Source organism: Amycolatopsis sp. WAC 04182 (genome assembly GCF_003947465.1).
GTDB lineage: Bacteria > Actinomycetota > Actinomycetes > Mycobacteriales > Pseudonocardiaceae > Amycolatopsis.
This window is the reverse complement of sequence record NZ_QHJJ01000013.1, coordinates 15289-33815: the sequence shown is the minus strand read 5'-3', so window position 1 is coordinate 33815 and position 18527 is coordinate 15289. Positions and strand designations below refer to the sequence as shown.

Here is an 18527-nt window from a genome sequence, read left to right as displayed (position 1 = left end):
AACTCGATGCCATCGCAGACGAACTCAACGACCGGCCGCGGCAGACGCTGGGCTGGCTTAAGCCGATCGAAGCGTTCAGCAAAGTGTTGCTAGACTAGAGGCGGTGCACTCACCAGTTGAAACCACCAAGAATACCGCAAAAGCCTCGCACAAATGTTCGTAATTTTAAGTCACCGCAAAAAGGAACAGTCACCACCGACGGGTGAATCAAGCCGTCGACCTGAATCACCTTGCGTAAGACACTCCGAAATGCAATTAGTCGACTAATTGCGAAGGCGTCCGGGGTGTTCGGGAAGCCGGAGAGCGGCCGCGACACCGCCAACGGCGACGAGACCGACGAATCCGAACACGACACCGAAAGCCAAGGCCGGCCGGGATTCGAGCCCCGCCAGGATCGCGCCGGTCATCGCCACCCCGGCCACCGCACCGACCTGCCTGACCGTGTTGAACAGGCCGGAGGCGCCGCCCGCGGCATCGGGTTCGACGGACGCCATCGCGATGGTGGACAGCGGTGTCCACGCCATCGCGTTGGCAGCCCCCAGAAACGCGGCGCCCACCGAGATCCACCAGGGGTTCAGGCTGAACGCCACTACCAGCCCGATGAGCAGCAGGCTCGTAGCGAGCAGGCTCATGCCGAGTATCGCCGGTCGTCGCCCACCCACCCGATCGACCCAGCGGCCTGCCGGCGGCGACAACAGGATCGCGACGACGGCGTCCGGTGCGAGGACCAGCGCGGCTTCCATCGGACCGAAACCACGCATCTCTTGGACGTAAAGCATGGTGGGCAGTGCCATCGCGAGAACCGTCGCGCCGAGCGACGCCATCGCGAGGCTCGCGGACAAATACCCGGACGAGCGATAAAGCCTCAAGGGCGCGAGGGCGTTCTCGCCTTGCCCCCTTTGCCGAAACCGGAAACAGACGAGCAGCACGCCGGCGAGGGCGGTCGCAGGCACAGAAAGCAGACTCCACGACAGAAGTGCCCACACCAGAAGACTCAAACCCGCCGTACTCAACGCGGCTCCGAGCAGATCGAAGCGTGTGCTGCTCCCCTGACTTCCCGGAATCAGGCGGATGCCCAGGACGACGGCGACGGCGCAGAGCGGCACATTGACCCAGAAGATCCAGCGCCAATCCAAACTCGCCGTCAGCAGCCCACCCAGAATGGGGCCGAGCAACGTGGCCGCTGCCGCCACCGAGCCCCAGATGCCGAACGCCCGGCCCCGCTCGTCGTCGGCGAAGAGCCGCCGGATCAACGTGAGTGGTTGCGGTGCCATCGCGGCCGCCGCCAGACCTTGGAGGATCCGGAACGCGATGAGCCAGCCGATCGACGGCGCGAGCCCGCACAGCGCCGAGGTGACGCCGAAGCCACCCATCCCGAAGAGGTAGACCCGCTTGGGGTCGAAGAGATCGCCGAGACGACCGGCGACCAGCAGCGGAACCGAAAACGCGAGCAGATAGCCCGCCGTCACCCAGAAGAGCGCGGCGACGTCCCCGCCCAGATCGGCTTGGATGCTCGGGCTCGCCACCGCGATGATGGTCGTGTCGAGCAGGAGCACGAAGAATCCCGCGAGCAGGGCGGCGAGCCCACCCCATTTCGACGGCCCCATGGCGCACACCTTAACGACGATCGCGGTTTAGGGTTTTGCCATGACCGCACTTCCGCGCGGCGGAGCACCCGCCGAAGCCTTGGCCGCCGTCGAAGCGAGCATCGAGGACCGGTGGCGGTCGTTCCTCGCGGAATACGAGGTGTCCGCCGGGACGAAGGACGAAACCGACCTCGCCGAATCGGTCGTCGCCGACACTTCCGTGTTCGAATGGCGAGTCGTCGATGCCGCCTTCGACAGGTTGATCTGCACCGACTGCGGCAACGGGCTCGGTTCGGGTCCCGTCGGCTGCGAGAAATGCGGGCAGGCCAACGGCTTCCGGTTCGCGGCCATCGAGACCGACCGGCCCGCCACACCGCCGGGCACCGAGCACGGGCTCCGCGTCGCCACCGCGGTCGCCCGCACCCGGCACCGCTACGGTGCGCGGGCCCGCTGCGGTTTCGAACTCGGTCTTCCGCTGCTCCTCGACGGCAAGCTGTCCAGTACAGCTCAAGCGCAGGCGTACCGGGCCGCGATCAACAAGCTCACGGAAGAGGAATGCGAACGCGTGACGTCGTTCGAGGAGGTCACGCGGCTCAGTAGTCGTCGCGTCCGGTGAACTGCTGTTCCAGCAGCTCCGCCGAACCCGCGACGAGTTCGAGCGGGTCGGTGAACTCGTTGATGTCGAGGTTCACCAACGGCAGGGAATGGCGCAGCACCAGGTGCTCCCCCATGACCACCAGCCCGCCGACGACGATCGTGTTGCCGATCTCCGTCAGCACGGTCGCGAGGTCGACCTGGTCGACGCGCGCGAACGGCGTCGCGATCTGCACCCAGTCCTCGCGGCGGTCGAAGACCTCCCGCGCGATGACCACGGTCTGGGCCCGCTCTTCGTAGTCGTCGTCGCCGTAGGACAACCGGATGCGAATTTCGTCCGTTTCGTCCTTCACCACCCGATATTCGTGCCGTACGAACGCGACCAGATCGGCCCATTCCGCCATGAATTCAATCTCCCTCGCAGTCGAAGATCGAGACTAGCGACTGCGGGGACCAAGGTCTGCACCCCCAAGAGTGGTCGTGAGTGGCAAGGCGGTGAGAACCATCCTCACCACTCACGACCGCGAGGCACAAAGGTCAGCCGCCTGCCGGCAGCCCTGCTCGCGCTTCCTGCGAGGTCAACGGCCGAAGCGACAGCGTGTACTCGTAGGTGCTGTCGGGCTGGACCTGGCTGCGTTCCCGCACCGGGTTCGGCGTGTCACCCACCCCGGACACCGCGTGGCTGGCGTGCAGCGTGAACCAGCCCTTGTTGCGCTGCAACTGGAACGGGTACGCCGCCCGGTCGAGATCGTCGAACGGTGTCACGCTGACGTCGTTCGCGCCGCCGACCAGCAGTCCACCGGTCCGGCCGTCGGTGAGCAGCGCCCACCGGCTGTCGGTGTGGTTGCCGTGGTCCTGCGGCCGGTGGTACTCGACGTACTGCTGATCCACCGTGCTCGACTGCACGCCGATCGGCGTCCCGTCCTTGCGGTCGACGTAACTCTCGGCTTTCCGCCCATACCAGGCGAACCGGTCGTATCGGTCCGGCACCGCGAGCGAGACACCGATCCGGGGCAGGTACGGCAGAGTGCGCACACTCCCCTGCGGCACCACCCGGTTGCCCAGGCTCAAGGTCCCGTTCCGGTCGACGGCGTAGGTCATCGTCTGGTCGAACCACGCCCCGGCGACGTCGGGTGCCGCGACCCGGCTGTCGACGATCACCCGCACACCACGCGAGCCGTCCTTCTCGACCCGCACGCCGGTGACCGTGGTCTTCAGGCGGTCCAGGCCGGCCTTGCGCCAGTCCTCGCCCTCGGCCCTGCCCCAGGCGAAGGTCTCGTTGCTGATGGGCGCCCGCCACGCGTCGAGCTTCGGCCCGGCGGTCAGCAGTTCCTTGCCCTGGTGCCTGATGGACGCCAGCGCGCCGGTGGTCTTGTCCACCCGGTACATGACACCGGCCGCCGACGCCGTCACCGAACCCGCGTCCTCGACGACCTCGACGGACTTCCCGTCGAGCGGACTCCGGTCCAGACCGGGGATCCGTTTCCCGCCCAGGGAGAACTGGTCGTGTGCCAGGACGTGTCCCCGCGCGAGCATCGGCTCGCCCTGAGTCGTCACCGCCTCGACGGTGAGGAACCGCTCTCGGTCCGCCGGATTCGGCGGCACGGGAACGGCGACCCGTCCGGTCGCCCCGGCGCCGACCCGCAACGGCTGTTCGCCGCGGGCGACGATCCGGGAGCCTTCCTGGATCCGCCACCGCAGGTTCAGCTCGCCTGTGCCCTTGAACTGCCGTTCGTTGGTCACCGACACCGTGCCACCGGAATAGGCGAAGCGGAGCGGCTGATGCGCCCACGCCATCTGCGCGGTCTCCGGCTGCGCCGACCGATCCGTGCCGATCAGACCGTCCACACCGGACAGGCTGGAGCCGTAGGACAGGTGACTCCCCCGGTCCGTGACGCTGTCGAAGTCCAGCGCCAGGACGGCACCGCCCGCCGGAGTGGAGCCGGACAGCTCCGTGGCGGACAGTGGCTTGTCGTAAATGCGGACGTCGTCGACGGCTCCGCGGCCCATCCAGCCGATGCTCGACGGATCGTTCCACGACGTCTCGAAGTCGCGGCCGATGTTGACCTCCGCCGAAGACGAGTCGATCGCGCCGGTGAACGGTTTGCTCCCGATCTCCTTGCCGTCGAGATAGAGCCGTAGGGCGGTTCCGTCGTAGGTGCCGCTCACCCGGTGCCAGTTGCCGTGGAAATCGGCGGGCACCTTCGCCTGCACCGCCTGCCACGTTCCACTGTGGATGAAGAACTCCAGCGTGTCCTGCGTCTTCATCTTGAGCGCGTACTGGTGGTCACCCTTGCCGAGGATGCGGAAGTCGCCGGTCCACTTCCCGGGCTTCACCCAGGCATCGAGGGTCAGCGCCTTACCGGTGATGTCGAGCTTCCGGTCGCGGTAGACCTCGACGAAATCGTCCAGCCCGGACAGCGCCAGCGCCTGGCCGCGATGGCCGTCGACCAGCTCCGGTTTGCCGCTGAGGTGCGCCGAGATGTCGTTGCCCGACGAATCGGGCGTGATCCGGATCCGCTGCCGAATGTTCTGCTCCGCCCAGTCCCAGATGAACCCGCCCTGGGTCTGCGGATTCGCCCGGATCGTGTCCCAGAACTCCCGGAAGTTGCCGAGGCTGTTGCCCATGGCGTGGGCGTACTCTCCGAAGATCAGCGGTTTGGTGGTGTTCTTCGCCTGCTCCTCGAACTTCTCCGGAGACGGGTACCGCGGCCCCCACACGTCCGCGAACGGCGCGTCCCCGTCCGGGCTGTTCGACTGGTGGTAGATCGGCCGGGTCGGTTCGTTCGCGTCCAGCCATTCCGCCAGCGCGAAGTGATGCGCGCCGAGGCCCGCCTCGTTGCCGGTGTCCCACAGGAAGACGCTCGGGTGGTTCTTGTCCCGCTCGACCATGCCGATCATGCGGTCGAAGAACGCGTCCCGCCAGGCCGGGTCGTTCGCCTGGCAGTACCGGGCGCAGTTCTCGTGGTTGTGGGTCTCGATGTCGATCTCGTCGTCGATCCAGAGCCCGTGCCGGTCGGCCAGTTCGTAGAAGTAGGGGTCCGACGGGTAGTGCGAGGTGCGGACCGCGTTGACGTTGAGCTGCTTCATCAGCGCGACGTCGCGTTCCTGCGCGCGCCGGGGCACGTGCCTGCCGTGGTCAGGGTCGGTCTCCGCCCGGTTGACGCCCTTGAACAGCACCCGTTTTCCGTTGACCAGCAACTGCTTGTCACGGATCTCGATCTCGCGGAAGCCGACGGTCTCGCTGGTGATGTGCGTGACGCGGCCGTCGGGCGCGGTCAACGTGAGTACTGCCGTGTACAGGTTCGGCGTCTCGTCGGTCCACTTCGCCGGGTTGCGGACGGGCAGGTTCAGCGTGGTCTTGCCACCCGCCTCGACCTCCCCGCTCGCGGTCCCGGCCTCCTTGCCCGCGGCGTCGCGCAGGCTCAGCCCAACCCGGTGCTTGCCCGTGGTGCCACCGGGTTTGGTGGCGACCTCGACCGCGGCCTTGAGGGTGGCGTCGGTGTAGGTCGCGTCGAGGTCGGTCGTCAGCCCGACGTCCTGGATGAACGTCCCCGGCGCCGAATGCAGGGTCACCGAGCGGAAGATGCCCGAGTACCGCCACTGGTCGACGTCCTCCAGATAGGCGCCCGCGCTCCAGCGGTGCACCTGCACGGCGATCCGGTTCGGGCCAGGGCGCAGCGCGGAGGAGATGTCGAACTCCGCCGGCGTGTAGCCGCCCTGGTCGTAGCCGATGTACTTCCCGTTGACCCAGACGAAGTACGCCGACGTGACACCCTCGAAGCGCAGGAAGGTCTCACGTTCCGTCCAGTCCGCGGGCAGGGTGAAGTCGCGGACGTAGGCGCCGGTCGGGTTGACGTCCCGCGGGACGCGCGGCGGGTCGTCGGGCTGGATCTCGGTGGCGATGTTGCGGAAGATCGGGTGGTCCAGACCGTCCGTCTGCCACGTGTGCGGGACGGACACTTCGCGCCAGCGCGACGCGTCGTAGCCGTCCTCGTGGAATCCCGCCGGGACCTGCGACGGGTTGTCCGCCATCGCGATCCGCCACTTGCCGTCGAGCGACTGGGTGTACGGACTGCGTTCATCGCGGCGGGCCGCGGCGGAGACGTCGGCGTAGGGGCGAAGGAAAGCGTGCGGTGGCTCCTGACCTTCGGCGACTTTGCGTGGATCGTCGAGATAGGACTGGACGTCGGCGGCCGCCGGGGTGACGGCCGCGACGAGGGTCCCGGCGAGCATCGCCAGGACCAGGACGATGGGGCGTGTTCGCAGCACTGCGTTCAACCTCCCAGTGAGTTCAGCTGAGCCGGAAGCTGACCCGTTGACGATCCCGCACCGCGGTACCGGGACGGAAGACCAAGATCCTTCCCTTGTCGTGGGCCAAATAGGTGGCGGGTTCACCCGCGAGGCGGAACGACACCGCCAGCCGGTCGGAAAGGCCCGGCACCTGGGTGAAACTCGCCGCCCGGCCGTACGCGTCGCTCTCCTCGTACGGATCGATCCGCACGGTCGCCGGGTCCACGACCCGGACGTACCGGTCCGGGAAGTTCACCGACTGCAGTGCGACGGTTCCCGCTCCGCGGAACCCGGGCACGATCCGGAACTGCGAGTCGGCGAGTTCGCGGACGTTGCCATCGGCGGTAAGCCGGTACTCGTAGTGCCGAACGAACAACGCCGGATCGTCCAACGGGGACAGCCGCACGCAGGGACCGCCTTTGCCAACGGGGACGCCGAAACTCGGTGTCCCGTCGTCGTTCCAGTACAACCGCTGCACTCTCGTGTGCCGGTTCGGGTCGTACAGCGGATCGCCGGTGATGTCGCGGTAGTCGCGGGCGTGGTAGGCGAGCACGTCGGAGCCGTCCTCGGCGACGGTGAACGAGTTGTGCCCCGGCCCGTACTGCCGGGTGGCCTCGTTCGTGGTGAACACCGGCTGCGGTGACTTCGTCCACGAACGAGGGTCGAGCAGGTCCGAACGTTCGTCCGCGGTGAGCAATCCCATGCAGTAGCGGGCGTCGGTGGCGCTCGCCGAGTAGGTCATGAACACCCGCCCGTTGCGGATGAGCACCGCCGGCCCCTCGTTGACCTTGAACCCCTGGACCTCCCACGGCAGCGTGGGCACCGCGAGCCGGACGGGATCACCCTTGAGCGCCAGCGGCGAGGCCATCTCGGCGAGGTACAGGTTGCTGTTGGTCGCGATTCCGGGTTCGCTCTGCGCCCAGGCGAAATACCGTTTGCCGCGATGCTCGAACGTCGTCGAATCGAGGGTGAAGGTGTCCCACTTGGTCACCATCTGCCCGCGCAGCACCCAGGTACCCGCGCGTGGATCGTCCGAAGTGGACTCCAGCACGTAGGTGCGGATGCGGAACACGTCGTCGGAGTCACCCGCGGCGAAGTAGACGTACCAGCGCCCGTCGATCCGGTGCAGTTCCGGCGCCCAGATGTGACCGCCCATCTTCCCGGACGACGGACGTCGCCAGATCGTCGTCTCCCTGGCGGTGGCCAGGCCGTCGATCGTGGCGGCGCCGCGCACGACGATGCGGTCGTACTCGGGCACCGAACCGGTCAGGTAGTACATCCCGTTCACCGGCCGGGTGATGAACGGGTCGGCCCGCTGTTCGACCAGCGGATTCCGGGTGGTCAACGACGCCGGAGCGGCCTCTGCGGCTTGGGCCGTACCCGGCGCCAGGCCGCCGATGGCGGTGACGGCCAAGAGCCCGCCTCCGGCTTTGAACAGATCACGACGGTCGATGGTCATGGTCATCCCCTCACTCGGGCCGGGAACCGCAGGAAGGTCACGGAGTTCGGCGGGAAGGTGTAGGTGAAGCTGTTCGACACCCCGGAGAACCGCGACTCGCGTGGCGCGATCGGCGTGGCGAAGGCGGTGTTGACGTCGTCCGGCGAGCCCTGGAGCGTCGTCACGCGGGCGGTCGTCCCCGGCTGGACGCGGGTACCGAGATCGACCCGGGTGCGGGCGGCCGAGGTCTGGGCGTTGACCACCTTGACCACGAGTTCGCCGGTCTTGACGTCGCGGGTGACGACCTGGCGGAACGGTTCGGCGACCTTGTCGTCGGTGAACGAGCCCCACTTCTGTCCGTCGAGGAACAGCGTCACCTGACGGCCCCGGACCTCGACCCGCAGGTCGTACTGCTTGCCGGTCTCGATCTTGGTGTCGTTCTGGAGCAGGGTCGTCTTGCCTCCGCCTTCGGTCTTCTCGACGGCGGAAACGGTGTTGTTCCAGCCGCCGAGGTTCCACCAGTAGTTGTTGCCGGTGTCCTTGACGCCGAACGCGACCAGGAAACCTTCCCTGCCGCCGGTCTTGGTCGCCTTCACCGAGAAGTCGTAGTTGCTCCACGACGGATCACCCGCGGTCACCAGGGTGTTCTCGGCCGCCTGGTCCGACTGGACGTAGGCCCCGTTCGATACCGCCCACGATCCCCGTCCGGCCACCTTCGACCAGCGCGAATCGCCACCGGAGAAGTCGTCCGAGAACAGCTGTGCTCCGTCGGCCGACGTGACCTTGACGTCGTCGTAGGCCGCGCTCGTCGCCCAGGTGGACAGTCCGATCGCGCCCGAGATCGGCGCGACCGTGGCAGGCGTGGCGGAGGCCTTGCTCGGGACGACGTGGTCACCGACGTTGGTCATGAACAGCTTCTGCGTCTCATAGCTGGCCGAAGCCCACGAACGCTGGTTGTCGAACCAGATCATGTCCGGCTTCCACTGCACGTAGTCGGTGTTCGCCAGCAGCGGCGCGTACGACGCGAGCTTGACGACGTCGGCGTTCCGCTCCAGCCCGGTCATGTACGCGGCTTCGGCCAGCGCGTTGCCGAACTTGTTGTCCAGCGACGCGTACTCGCCGAGGAACACCTTCGGGCCGTTGCGGTCGTAGGTGTCGTAGCGCTGGTTGTTCTGGAGGAACCACTGCGGACTGTTGTAGTAATGCTCGTCGACCATCGAGACCTTCGCGTTCCGGTTCAGGTCCCACAGCCGGTCGAACGTCGTGCCGGTGTCATCCGGTCCCGAGTTGCTGATCACCGTGATCCCCGGGTACTTCGCCGCGATCGCCTTGCGGAACTCGGTGAAGCGGGCGAAGTACTCGTCGGGCAGGTTCTCCTCGTTGCCGACGCCGACATGCGTCAGGTTGAACGGCGCCGGATGCCCCATCTCGGCCCGCTTCTTGCCCCAGGGCGACGTGACCGGGCCGTTCGCGAACTCGATCAGGTCGAGCGTGTCCTGGATGTGCCGCCGCAGCAGCGCCGGGTCGTCGGTCGCCTTGTTCTGCCCGCAGCCGGTGACCAGCGCCGGCACCACCGGCAACGGCATCGCGCCGATGTCCTCGGAGAACTGGAAGTACTCGTAGTAACCGATGCCGTAACTCTGGTTGTAGCCCCAGAAGTTCGCGTTCGTGGCCCGCTGCTCGACCGGGCCGATCGTGTCCTTCCACTGGTACGACCGTTTCCGTTCCCAGTTCGGCGCCTCGTAACCCTGGTGGCTGCCGGTGTTGACCAGGCAGCCGCCGGGGAAGCGCACGAAACCGGGTTTGAGCGCGGCGATCTTCTCCGCGAGATCGGCCCGCATGCCGTTGGGCCGGTTTTTGTAGGTGTCGCGTGGGAACAGCGACACCATGTCCAGCCGCAGCGTGCCACCGCCGGACGCGGTCAGCGCGAGCCTGCCCAGCGCGCTCGACTCCCGTGCCCTCACACTGCCGGTGTACTTCACCCAGCCGTCGCCGCGGACCTGCACCCGCAGCGGATCGGCGAGCGGCTTGCCCGCCGGATCGGTGACGGCGACCGCGAGCGGGGTACCCGCCGCGCGATCTGTCCGCGCGAACACCGAGAAGTCGTACTGCTTGCCCTTCTCGACCCGGATGCCCGAGTTGTAGCCGGAGTTCGCGACGCCGTACTCACCGGCGGCGAGGTCGAGCTTGAGATAGCGGCGGTTCCGCTCGTTGAGCCGCCGGTCGTCGTCGGCCACCGTCGCCGTGCCGGTGCCCCCGTTGAGTGACGTGGGTGCCCACGACGTCAACGGCGTGTACGACGCGTTGTCGGCCTTGTCGTACTCGAAGGAGCGGTTCTGCACGAGTTCCGCGTACAGCCCGCCGTCCGCGGCGCGGTTGATGTCCTCGAAGAAGACGCCGTACATCGAACGGTCGATCGTGGCACCACGTCCCGCCGCCTCCACGGCGAGGCTGTAGTCGGTCGTCGGTGTCTGGCCCGAAGCGGTTTGGACGGGCACGAGGACACCGGCGGCGATGGTCAGGGACAGCACACTTATCCGGATGGACTTGCTGCGCACAGCACTTCCTTTCGCTTCTTTGCGAGGAAACCGGGAGCGGCGGTGGGGGCTGAAGGACGCTTTCCCCGCATGTGATGCGAGGAAAGCGCCCTTCACCGCGTGAGATGAGGGGAAGGTCCCCTTCAGGCGGCGGTACGGGCCCGCCGTTTGGTCCAGATGTCGTAGGCGACGGCGGCGAGCAGCACGAATCCCTTGACCAGGTTCACGCTCTCGGTCGGCGCGCCGATGAGGGACATGCCGTTGTTGATCACGCCCATGATCAGGCCGCCGGTGATCGCGCCGACCACCTTGCCGACGCCGCCCTGCACCGCGGCGCCGCCGATGAACGCCGCGGCGATCGCGTCGAGCTCGAACATGTTGCCCGCGGTCGGCCCGGCCTGGTTGAGCCGTCCGGCCACGATGATCCCGGCCAGCGCGGAGAGCACACCCATGTTGACGAAGATCCAGAAGGTCACGGATTTGACCTTCACCCCGGACAGCGTCGCGGCCTGGAGGTTCCCGCCGATGGCGTAGATGTGGCGGCCGAACACCGCGCGCGTCGTCACCAGCGAGTAGCCGATCACCAGCACGGACAGCAGGATCAGCACCCATGGCAGGTTCTTGTACCGTGCCAGCTGCACCACCACGAACAGCACGACGGCGGCCGCCGCGACGATCTTCAGCAGGAACATCGGCAGCGGGTCCACCTCCTGCAGGTAGTTCAGCCGCGCCGTCCGCTTGCGCCACCGCGAGACCACCGCGCCCGCGATGGCCAGGGCGCCCACCAGGAGGCTGACCACGTCGGCGCCGCCGAGCGGGCCGAGCCCGATGTTGCCGAGGTAGCCGCCGGTGAACCCGTTCGCCAGCGTCCGCACCTCGTCCGGGAACGGGCCGATCCCCTGGTTCCCGAGCACGGTGAGCGTCAGCGCGCGGAAGATCAGCATCCCCGCCAGTGTCACGATGAACGCGGGGATGCCGAAGTACGCGACCCAATACCCTTGCCACGCCCCGATCACCGCGCCGACGGCCAGCGTGATCAGCAGTGCGATCGGCCACGCCATGCCCATGTTCACCATCAGCACGGCCGAGATCGCGCCGGTCAGCGCCACCACGGAACCCACCGACAGGTCGATGTGCCCGGCGATGATGATCAGGATCATGCCGATCGCGAGGATCAGCACGTACGAGTTCTGCACGATCAGGTTCGAGATGTTCTGTGGTTCCAGCAGCGCGCCGCCGGTGAGGATCGAGAACAACACGACGATCAGCGCGAACGCGACGTAGATGCCGCTCTCGCGCGGGTTGAACGAGATCCGGCGCGGCGCCCTGGCCGGCGCGGCGCCCTGCTGGTCCGGGACACCGGTGACGGTGTCGGCGGAGGCGGTGCTCATGTCTTACTCCTGTTCCCTGGTCATCGCCCGCATGAGGACCTCTTGGGTGGCCTCGGCCCGGCCGACCTCACCGGTGATCCGGCCCGCCGAGAGCGTGTAGATCCGGTCGCACAGACCGAGCAGCTCCGGCAGCTCGGACGAGATGACCAGGACGGCCTTCCCCTCGTCGGCGAGCCGGTTGACGATCGTGTAGATCTCGTACTTCGCGCCGACGTCGATGCCGCGGGTGGGCTCGTCGAGGATCAGCACGTCCGGATCGGTGAGGATCCATTTGGACAGCACGACCTTCTGCTGGTTGCCGCCGGAGAGCGTGCCGGTCACGCTGCGCACGTCCGGTGCCTTGATGTTCATGCTCTTGCGGAATTCTTCGGCGACTCGGTGTTCTTCGTTCTCGTCCACCCAGCCGCGCCGGGCGAGTTTGCCCAGCGCCGCGCCGGAGATGTTGCGCTGGATGTCCTCGATGAGGTTGAGCCCGTAGCGTTTGCGGTCTTCGGTGGCGTACGCGATCCCGTTGGCGACGGCGTCGCCGACCGTGCGCACCTCGATCTCCTTGCCGTCCTTGACCAGGCGCCCGGAGATGTCCTTGCCGTACGAACGGCCGAAGACGCTCATCGCGAGCTCGGTCCGGCCGGCGCCCATCAGTCCCGCCAGCCCGACGATCTCGCCGCGCCGCAACGTCAGGCTCGCGCCGTCGACGACCACCCGGCCGTGTTGTGTCGGGCTGTGCACGGTCCAGTCCTCGATGCGGAGGACCTCGTCGCCGATCCGCGGTTCCCTCGGAGGGAACCGGTTCTCCAGTTTCCGGCCGACCATCCCGGCGATGATCCGGTCTTCGGTCACCGTGCTCGCGTCGAGCGTCTCGATCGTCCTGCCGTCCCGCAGGATGGTGATCGCATCGGCGATCGCGGCGATCTCGTTGAGCTTGTGCGAGATCAGGACGCAGGTGACGCCGTCGTCGCGCAGGCCGCGCAGCAGTTCGAGCAGATGCGCCGAATCGTCGTCGTTGAGCGCCGCCGTCGGCTCGTCCAGGATCAGCAGTTTGACCTCTTTGGACAGTGCCTTGGCGATCTCCACCAGCTGCTGCTTGCCGACACCGATGTCGAGCACCGGTGTCACCGGGTTCTCCCGCAGGCCGACGCGCCGCAGCAGCTCCCCGGCCTCCTGGTTGGTCCGGTTCCAGTCGATCAGCCCGCCGCGTGCCTTCTCGTTGCCGAGGAAGATGTTCTCCGCGATGGACAGTTGCTGGCACAGCGCGAGTTCCTGGTGGATGATCACGATGCCGCGGCGTTCGCTGTCGCGGATCGCGGAGAACGCGCACGGCTCGCCGTCGAAGACGATCTCGCCGTCGTACGAGCCGTGCGCGTAGACGCCCGAGAGCACCTTCATCAGCGTGGACTTGCCCGCGCCGTTCTCACCGCAGATCGCGTGGATCTCTCCCCGGCGCACCGACAGGTTGACGTCCTGCAGCGCCTTGACGCCGGGGAAGGTCTTGGTGATCCCCCGCATTCGAAGGATTTCGTCGGTCACGTCGCTACCTCAGCTGTTCCGCTTTGTAGTAGCCCGAGTCGATGAGTTCCTTCTGGTAGTTCCCCTTGTTGAGGATCACCGACTCCAGCAGGAACGCCGGGACGACCTTCTGGCCGTTGTTGTAGTCGGTCGTGTTGTTGGTCTCGGCCTTGCCGCCCTTGAGCACCGCGTCGGCCATCTTGACCGTGGTCTCGGCGAGTTTGCGGGTGTCCTTGAAGATCGTCGAGTACTGCTCGCCCGCGATGATCGACTTCACCGACGCGACCTCGGCGTCCTGGCCGGTGACCACGGGGTACGGCTGCCCCGGGGTGCCGTAGCCGTTGCTCTTCAGCGCCGAGAGGATGCCGATGGACAGCCCGTCGTACGGTGAGAGCACGCCCTGCACCTTGTCGCCGGAGCTGTAGGTCTTGGTCAGCAGGTCTTCCATCCGCCGCTGCGCGGTCGCCGCCTGCCAGCGCAGGATCGCCGTGACGTTGAACGCGGTCTGGCCGCTCTTGACGACCAGCGTTCCGTTTTCGAGGTACGGCTTCAGCACCGACATGGCGCCGTTGAAGAAGAACGTCGCGTTGTTGTCGTCCGGGGAACCGGCGAAGAGCTCGACGTTGAACGGTCCCTTGCCCTCACCGGGCGAACCGTCCTCCTTGAGCACCTTGAGCCCGGTGAGCAGCGACGTCGCCTGCTGCACACCGACCTTGAAGTTGTCGAAGGTCGCGTAGTAGTCGACGTTCGGGGTGTTGCGGATCAGCCGGTCGTAGGCGATGACCGGGATCTTCTTGTCCGCGGCCTCCTGCAGCTGGGTGGTGATCGCGGTGCCGTCGATCGAGGCGATCACGAGCAGCTTCGCGCCCTTGGTGATCTGGTTCTCGATCTGGTTCACCTGGGTGGGGATGTCGTCCTCGGCGTATTGCAGGTCGACCTGGTAACCCAGCTTCTCCAGCGCCGCCTTGATGTTGTCGCCGTCGTGGATCCAGCGCTCCGACGATTTGGTCGGCATGGTGACGCCGACGAGACCGCCGGCGGCACCGCTCGCGGCCGCCTGCTGATCGACGGTCTTCTCACTCGAACCGCAGGCCGTGAGCGCGGCGCCGAGGCCGACCGCCACGGCCAGTGTGGCCAGTTTCGTGAACTTCATTGTTCCTTCTCTCCGGTGGGGACCGATCAGAATCCTTGTGCGAGCCGGTAATAGGCCTGGTTCCAGCGCATCCGGTCGGCGATCGAGGCGGAGGTCGTGGTCTGGTCGATCACCAGCAGCTCTACGTCGAGCATGGTGGCGAAATCCCGGATCGACTCGGCGCCGACGGCCTGCGTGAGCACCGTGTGGTGCGGCCCGCCCGCGGTGATCCAGGCTTCGGCGGACGTCGCCAGCGACGGCGCCGGCTTCCAGACCGCGCGCGCGACCGGCAGATTCGGCAGCGGCTCGTCCGGTGCGACGACCTCGACTTCGTTGGCCACCAGGCGGAACCGGTCGCCGAGGTCGGCAAGGCCGATCACGACGGCGTCCCCGGCGGCGGCGTCGAACACCAACCGGACGGGGTCCTCGCGGCCGCCGATACCGAGCGGGTGGATCTCGCACGAAGGCTTGGCGGCGGCGATGCTCGGGCAGACTTCGAGCATGTGCGCGCCGAGGATCTTCGGTTCGCCGGGCCCGAAGTGGTAGGTGTAGTCCTCCATGAAGGACGTTCCCCGCTCGGAGTCGCGGCCCATCGCCTTCACCGCGGTCAGCAGCGCGGACGTCTTCCAGTCCCCCTCGCCGCCGAAGCCGTAGCCGTCGGCCATCAGGCGCTGCACCGCGAGCCCGGGGAGCTGCCGCAGGCCGCCGAGGTCCTCGAAGTTCGTGGTGAACGCGCCGAAACCGCCGTCCGCCAGGAACGTGCGGAGCCCCTTCTCGATCCGGGCGGCATAGCGCAGCGATTCGTGCCGCTCCCCCGCCTCGGCCAGCTCCGGCGCGAGCGCGTACGAGTCGGCGTACTCCTCGACGAGCGTGTCGACCTCGGCGTCGGGGACCGCGTCGACCAGCGCGACGAGTTCGTTGACGCCGTAGGTGTTCACCGAGACGCCGAACTTCAGCTCCGCCTCGACCTTGTCCCCGTCGGTGACCGCGACGTCCCGCATGTTGTCACCGAACCGCGCGAGTTTGAGCGAGCCGATCGTCTGGCGGCCGACCGCGGCGCGGACCCACGCGTCGATCCGGTCGGCGACCGCCGGATCCGCCGCGTGCCCGGCGATGGTCTTGCGCGGCACGCCGAGCCGGGTCTGGATGTAGCCGAACTCGCGGTCGCCGTGCGCGGCCTGGTTCAGGTTCATGAAGTCCATGTCGATGGACTGCCACGGCAGCGCCTCGTTGAGCTGGGTGTGCAGATGCAGCAAGGGTTTCCGCAGCGCGTCGAGGCCGGTGATCCACATCTTCGCCGGCGAGAACGTGTGCATCCAGGCGATCACGCCGACACAGGCGTCGTCCGCGTTCGCCTCGAGCATCACGCGCCGGATCGCCGACGGCTCGGTCAGCACCGGCTTCGCGACGATCCCGGCCGAGATCCGGCCGGTGTCGGCCAGCATCCGCTGGATCTGCAGCGACTGGCCCGCGACCTGCTCGAGGGTCTCCTCGCCGTAAAGCGCCTGGCTCCCGGTGAGGAACCAGACCTCGGTCTTCCGCTGTGTGCTCACTTCTCTCCCTGCTGGCCGTAGACGTTCTGGTAGCGCGCGTAGAGCCGGTCCACGTCCTTCTCGGACAGTGGTTCCGGCGTTCCCAGCGCGGAAGCGATGTGGACGGTCTTCGCGACGTCCTCGACCATCACCGCGGCCTTGACCGCGTCCCGTGCGGTGCGGCCGACGGTGAACGGGCCGTGGTTGCGCATCAGCACCGCGGGTGAGCGGCTGGACCGCAGGGTCTCGACGATGCCCCGGCCGATCGAGTCGTCACCGATCAAGGCGAACGGCCCGACCGGGATCTCCCCGCCGAACTCGTCCGCGATCATCGTGAGCACGCACGGGATCGGTTCGCCGCGTGCCGCCCAGGCCGTGGCATACGTCGAATGCGTGTGGACGACACCGCCGACCTCGGGCATGTGCCGGTAGACGTAGGCGTGCGCGGCCGTGTCCGAAGAGGGCGCCAGGTTACCGTGGACGACTTCGCCGTACAGGTCGGTGACGACCATCGTGTCGGCAGTCAGGTCGCCGTAGGACACGCCGGATGGTTTGATCACCATCAGGTCGTGCCCGGGGACGCGCGCCGACACGTTGCCCGCGGTCCAGATGACCAGTTCGTAGCGGGTGAGCTCGCTGTGCAGCCGCGCGACGGTGTCCCGCAGTTCTTCGAAGGTGTCCGTGATCTCCACGGCGAGGCTCATCGGTGCTGTCCTTTCCTGGCGGCGCGGCGGCGGGCGGCGAGCCGGTGCATGACGTCGTTGGTCCCGCGGCCGAAGTAGTCGTGCAGCGCGGCGTATTCGGCGTAAAGATCGTTGTAGGCCTTGACGTTCTCGGCGATCGGCTGGTGGACCGCTCGGCGGACCGAGCCCATCGCGAGCGCCGCTGCCGGGACGTCCGGATGCGCTCCGGCGGCGACGGCGGCGTGGATCGCGGAGCCCAGCGCGGGACTCTGCGCCGAACCGGCCACCGAAAGCGGCAGGTTCGTGACGTCGGCGTAGATCTGCATCAGCAGCGGGTTCTTGACCAGGCCGCCGGCGACGATCAGTTCGGTGACCGGCACCCCGGCGTGCTCGAAGGTCTCGATGATGGTCCTGGTGCCGAACGCGGTCGCTTCCAGCAGCGCGCGATAGGTGTCCTCGGCGCGGGTCGCGAGCGTTTGCCCGACGACGACGCCGGAGAGTTCGTGGTCGACCAGCACCGACCGGTTCCCACTGTGCCAGTCGAGCGCGACGAGACCGTGCTCGCCGATCTCCTGTACCGCGGCGAGCCGGGTGAGCAGTTCGTGGACGGAGATCCCCGCTTCCCTGGCGTCGTCCACATAGGACGCCGGGACGCCGTGTTCGACGAACCACGCGAAGATGTCGCCGACGCCGCTCTGCCCCGCCTCGTAGCCCCACTGCCCGGAGACGATCCCGCCGTCGACGACGCCGCACATCCCCGGCACCTCGCGCAGTTCGGCGCCGTTCATCACGTGACAGGTGGAGGTGCCCATGATCGCGACCATCTGGCCCGGCTCCACCGCCTGGACGGCGGGCGCGGTGACATGCGCGTCGACGTTGCCGACGGCGACCGCGATCCCTTCCGGCAGCCCGGTCCATTCCGCCGCCTGGGCGCTCAGGCTTCCCGCCTTGGCGCCGAGCGCACCCAGCGGATGCACGAGCTTGTCGTCCACGAAGGACCCGAAGCCGGGCGCGAGCTCCTCCAGGAACTCCGTGCTCGGGTAGCGGCCGTCCTGGAGGATGCCTTTGTACCCGGCGGTGCACGCGTTGCGGACGTAGGCCCCCGTGAGCTGCCAGACGATCCAGTCGGCGAGCTCGACCCAGTGCCGCATCCGGTCGTAGACCTCGGGCGCCTCTTCGAAGACCTCCAGCGCCTTGGCGAACTCCCACTCCGAGGAGATCAGCCCGCCGTAACGCGGGAGCCACGACTCGCCACGCTTTCGCGCCAGCGCGTTGATCCGGTCCGCCTGCGGCTGCGCGGAATGGTGCCGCCACAGCTTCACGTAGGCGTGCGGATTCCCGGTGAATTCGGGCAGTTCGCACAGCGGCGTGCCGTCGGCCGTGGTCGGCACCATCGTGCAAGCGGTGAAGTCGGTGCCGATACCGATGACGTCGGCGGGATCCGCCCCGGCGGCGCGGACGGCTTCCGGCACGGCGGTGCGGAGGACGTCGACGTAGTCCGACGGCACCTGCAGCGCCCAGTCCGGCGGCAGACCATGCCCGGTCTCGGGCAGGATCCGGTCGATCACGCCGTGGCGGTACTCCGAAACCGCACTGCCCAGTTCCGCGCCGTCGCGGACGCGGACCACGACGGCCCGGCCGGACAGCGTCCCGAAGTCGACGCCGACGACCAGCGGCTCCCCTGTACTCACTTCTTCTCCCGCATTGTTAGCGTTCACATTCCTGGTCGAGAGCCACCGCGAAAGCGGTGGCGGTTTCTATCGAGGGTCAGGCGCCCTGCGGTGACGGTCGGGGTGGTCGTGAGTGGCAAATAGGGTTAGAACACGAATCGCCAC

12 protein-coding genes are annotated in these 18527 nt (G+C 67.5%); 1 reads left to right on the top strand and 11 read right to left on the bottom strand.

Going from position 1 to position 18527, the window contains the following annotated elements:
• Positions 1 to 263 precede the first annotated feature (263 nt).
• Positions 264 to 1607 carry an MFS transporter gene (locus tag DMH01_RS42200; protein WP_125685075.1) on the bottom strand — a complete coding sequence of 448 codons (1344 nt, stop codon included), beginning with the start codon at positions 1605 to 1607 and terminating at the stop codon, positions 264 to 266.
• A gap of 40 nt (positions 1608 to 1647) precedes the next feature.
• Here DMH01_RS42200 and DMH01_RS42195 point away from each other — a divergent pair, with 40 nt between their 5' ends.
• A complete protein-coding gene (locus DMH01_RS42195; protein ID WP_125685074.1) occupies positions 1648 to 2202 on the top strand; it encodes a hypothetical protein in 555 nt (184 codons plus the stop codon).
• On the opposite strand, the gene DMH01_RS42190 is transcribed toward DMH01_RS42195, so the two are convergent.
• The 10 genes from DMH01_RS42190 to araB all read right to left on the bottom strand — a co-directional run bounded on the left by DMH01_RS42190 (position 2180) and on the right by araB (position 18383).
• On the bottom strand, positions 2180 to 2584 hold the full coding sequence (locus tag DMH01_RS42190) for a hypothetical protein (protein WP_125685073.1): 405 nt from the start codon (positions 2582 to 2584) through the stop codon (positions 2180 to 2182). The two genes, DMH01_RS42195 and DMH01_RS42190, sit on opposite strands and share 23 nt — an antisense overlap.
• Positions 2585 to 2717: 133 nt before the next feature.
• Complete coding sequence (locus DMH01_RS42185) at positions 2718 to 6452, bottom strand: glycoside hydrolase family 2 TIM barrel-domain containing protein (protein ID WP_125685072.1); 3735 nt, start codon at positions 6450 to 6452, stop codon at positions 2718 to 2720.
• A gap of 22 nt (positions 6453 to 6474) precedes the next feature.
• On the bottom strand, positions 6475 to 7932 hold the full coding sequence (locus tag DMH01_RS42180) for a family 43 glycosylhydrolase (RefSeq protein ID WP_233621883.1): 1458 nt from the start codon (positions 7930 to 7932) through the stop codon (positions 6475 to 6477).
• A gap of 2 nt (positions 7933 to 7934) precedes the next feature.
• A complete protein-coding gene (locus DMH01_RS42175; protein ID WP_125685070.1) occupies positions 7935 to 10469 on the bottom strand; it encodes an alpha-L-arabinofuranosidase C-terminal domain-containing protein in 2535 nt (844 codons plus the stop codon).
• 122 nt (positions 10470 to 10591) lie between these two features.
• Positions 10592 to 11839 (bottom strand): multiple monosaccharide ABC transporter permease, encoded by a 1248-nt coding sequence (gene mmsB / locus DMH01_RS42170; protein ID WP_199745839.1) that lies wholly within the window; start codon positions 11837 to 11839, stop codon positions 10592 to 10594.
• Positions 11840 to 11842: 3 nt separating this feature from the next.
• Positions 11843 to 13366 (bottom strand): multiple monosaccharide ABC transporter ATP-binding protein, encoded by a 1524-nt coding sequence (mmsA, locus tag DMH01_RS42165; RefSeq protein WP_199745838.1) that lies wholly within the window; start codon positions 13364 to 13366, stop codon positions 11843 to 11845.
• A gap of 4 nt (positions 13367 to 13370) precedes the next feature.
• Positions 13371 to 14498 carry a multiple monosaccharide ABC transporter substrate-binding protein gene (gene chvE / locus DMH01_RS42160; RefSeq protein ID WP_125685069.1) on the bottom strand — a complete coding sequence of 376 codons (1128 nt, stop codon included), beginning with the start codon at positions 14496 to 14498 and terminating at the stop codon, positions 13371 to 13373.
• A 26-nt stretch (positions 14499 to 14524) separates the two neighbouring features.
• The gene (gene araA / locus DMH01_RS42155) at positions 14525 to 16030 is read right to left on the bottom strand and encodes an L-arabinose isomerase (protein WP_125685068.1); all 1506 of its coding nucleotides are present in this window, start codon (positions 16028 to 16030) and stop codon (positions 14525 to 14527) included.
• Positions 16027 to 16713, bottom strand: coding sequence for an L-ribulose-5-phosphate 4-epimerase (locus DMH01_RS42150; protein WP_125685067.1), 687 nt, complete (start codon positions 16711 to 16713; stop codon positions 16027 to 16029). The genes araA and DMH01_RS42150 overlap by 4 nt, the downstream gene beginning before the upstream one ends.
• Positions 16710 to 18383, bottom strand: coding sequence for a ribulokinase (gene araB, locus DMH01_RS42145; RefSeq protein ID WP_125685066.1), 1674 nt, complete (start codon positions 18381 to 18383; stop codon positions 16710 to 16712). The genes DMH01_RS42150 and araB overlap by 4 nt, the downstream gene beginning before the upstream one ends.
• Between the last annotated feature and the right edge of the window lie 144 nt (positions 18384 to 18527).

Coding starts and splice junctions, on each gene's coding strand:
- DMH01_RS42200 (WP_125685075.1), bottom strand. CDS start 1,607: ATGGGGCCGTCGAAATGGGGTGGGCTCGCCGCCCTGCTCGCGGGATTC.
- DMH01_RS42180 (WP_233621883.1), bottom strand. CDS start 7,932: ATGACCATCGACCGTCGTGATCTGTTCAAAGCCGGAGGCGGGCTCTTG.
- DMH01_RS42150 (WP_125685067.1), bottom strand. CDS start 16,713: ATGAGCCTCGCCGTGGAGATCACGGACACCTTCGAAGAACTGCGGGAC.
- chvE (WP_125685069.1), bottom strand. CDS start 14,498: ATGAAGTTCACGAAACTGGCCACACTGGCCGTGGCGGTCGGCCTCGGC.
- mmsB (WP_199745839.1), bottom strand. CDS start 11,839: ATGAGCACCGCCTCCGCCGACACCGTCACCGGTGTCCCGGACCAGCAG.
- DMH01_RS42190 (WP_125685073.1), bottom strand. CDS start 2,584: ATGGCGGAATGGGCCGATCTGGTCGCGTTCGTACGGCACGAATATCGG.
- DMH01_RS42195 (WP_125685074.1), top strand. CDS start 1,648: ATGACCGCACTTCCGCGCGGCGGAGCACCCGCCGAAGCCTTGGCCGCC.